The following is a 2,012-nucleotide window of genomic DNA, read 5'->3' as shown; positions in this document are numbered from 1 at the left end:
CAAAATCCTCAAGAAACTTTTTATAATTTAATGACCAACCAATTCTCACCCAATTTTTCAATGCTTTCGCTTCAGGTTGCGGGCGAAAATCAGCGATACTTTCCCCCTTCGCAACTCCAATCGTATCTACATCAACACGACGATACACGTAATCTAAAAGAGATGGATTTGCCGCTACCATCATCGTTACTACATCATGTACTGGGCTCCCTGTTATTTTTGGATTCAGGTTTTTATAAGCTTTATAATAATAATTGAAAATCGGTTCTATTAATTTCTTGAAATTCGTTTTAGAATGTTTCGTAATGTATTTCACCATTTCCGGTGTAATAATCGCTTCTGAAGTAACGTTAAGCGGTATTAATGTCACATTTTTTGCATTTTGCATAACTAATTGTGATGCAATTGGGTCTCCATGAAAATTTGCCTCCGCGACTGGCGTAACATTTCCGGGCATTAAAAAAGCACCGCCCATTATATAATATTCTTTCACGTACTTCATCATCGGTTTTTCTAAAATAAATGCCGTCGCCAATGTTGTTGACCTGCCAGCATCAACAATGATTAATTCTCCTTTATACTTTTCAAGAATATCGAAAAATGCACAAAATGATTTTATATTTGGAGAAAAGGCTTTCGGAGGCTTAATTGGTCCTAAGCCATCTGCACCGTGAATCTCCGGATAATACGTCACAAAATCTCCGGATAAAGGAATTTTCGCACCATTAATAACAGGTATATCTTCTCGCCCTGCCATTTGCAATAAATAAGCCGCATTACTTGTCGCCTTTCCTTGTGTTACATTTCCATATCCCGTTACGACACCAACAATATCAATATCAGGATGTAACAATCCATACATAATTGCTAAAGAGTCATCAATTCCTGGGTCTCCTAAAAACAATATTTTTTTCATAGACCTCRACTCCATCCCATCAATTGTTATTACTTTATGAATGTATGGCGGAATACAGACTGAAAAAGAAAATTTTGCATAAACAAAAAACGTAGGAACTTCGCATTAGAAGTCCCTACGTTTTTCTATATTTTTATGCTACTTTTTTCATCGTAACCATACTACCAATTATATACGCAATAAATGCAAAGCAAATCGGGAAAACAACTGTATGTATACCGAATGGATTAGGATAGCAAAGGTGAATAAACATATAGGAACCTACTCCAACTAAAATAGATGCGAGAGCTCCAGTTGCATTTCCCTTTTTCCAATATAACCCTAACACAATCGGCCAAATGAACGCTGCTTCTAAACCACCGAAAGAAAATAAATTTAACCAAATTAAAAAATCTGGTGGTTTAATAGCCGCTGCATAAACAAGCAGTCCTACGATACCAGTAATCCACAGACTTCCTTTTTTTATCGTACTAGCCGCTGCATCTTTATTTATGTAGTTCACATATATATCTTTAATAATTGACGAACTTACAAGTAATAATAATGAGTTCACAGTAGACATTATCGCTGCCATTGGTGCAGCTAAGAAAACTCCAGCTAACCAAGGTGGCAACACTTCCATCGCGAGTAGCGGCATTACTTTATCTGGTACCGTTATGCCTGGAAGGACTACTCTTGCAAACACACCTGTTAAATGCATACCAATCATAATTGTACCGACGACAACCGTTCCAATGATTAATGCTTGGTGCATAGCTTTTGAATTTTTATAAGACATAGCACGCACACTAATTTGCGGTAATCCAACGACACCAATTCCAATTAAAATCCAAAATGATGTGACATATGATTTCGTTAAACTACCATCCGCTCCGAACGGTGTTATTAAATTCGGATTAATTTGAATAAGTTCCTGCATAATCTTTTCAACTCCGCCACCAGCAATGACAGTAGCAATTAAAATGATTGTTGTTCCGACTAACATAATGATTCCTAATAACGTATCTGATAAAGCGACTGCACGAAATCCACCAATTAACACATACACAAGTACAGAAAATGTAAATAAAAATAGTGCCGTTGTGTAGGAAAGTCC

The 2,012-nt window shown here is 36.6% G+C and carries 2 protein-coding genes; both read right to left on the bottom strand.

Annotation, left to right across the window (positions count from 1 at the left end; translation table 11 throughout):
* A partial coding sequence (locus AC1DTM_RS24085) for a nucleoside hydrolase (RefSeq protein ID WP_477001065.1) occupies positions 1 to 916 on the bottom strand: 916 nt, incomplete at its 3' end.
* A gap of 133 nt (positions 917 to 1,049) precedes the next feature.
* The coding region (gene panF, locus AC1DTM_RS24080) for a sodium/pantothenate symporter (RefSeq protein WP_477001064.1) at positions 1,050 to 2,012 on the bottom strand (963 nt) is incomplete at its 5' end.

It is taken from the genome of Bacillus sp. P4_D3, from assembly GCF_056401855.1.
Note: the sequence above shows the minus strand (reverse complement) of the source record. Positions and strands in the feature narration are given on the sequence as shown.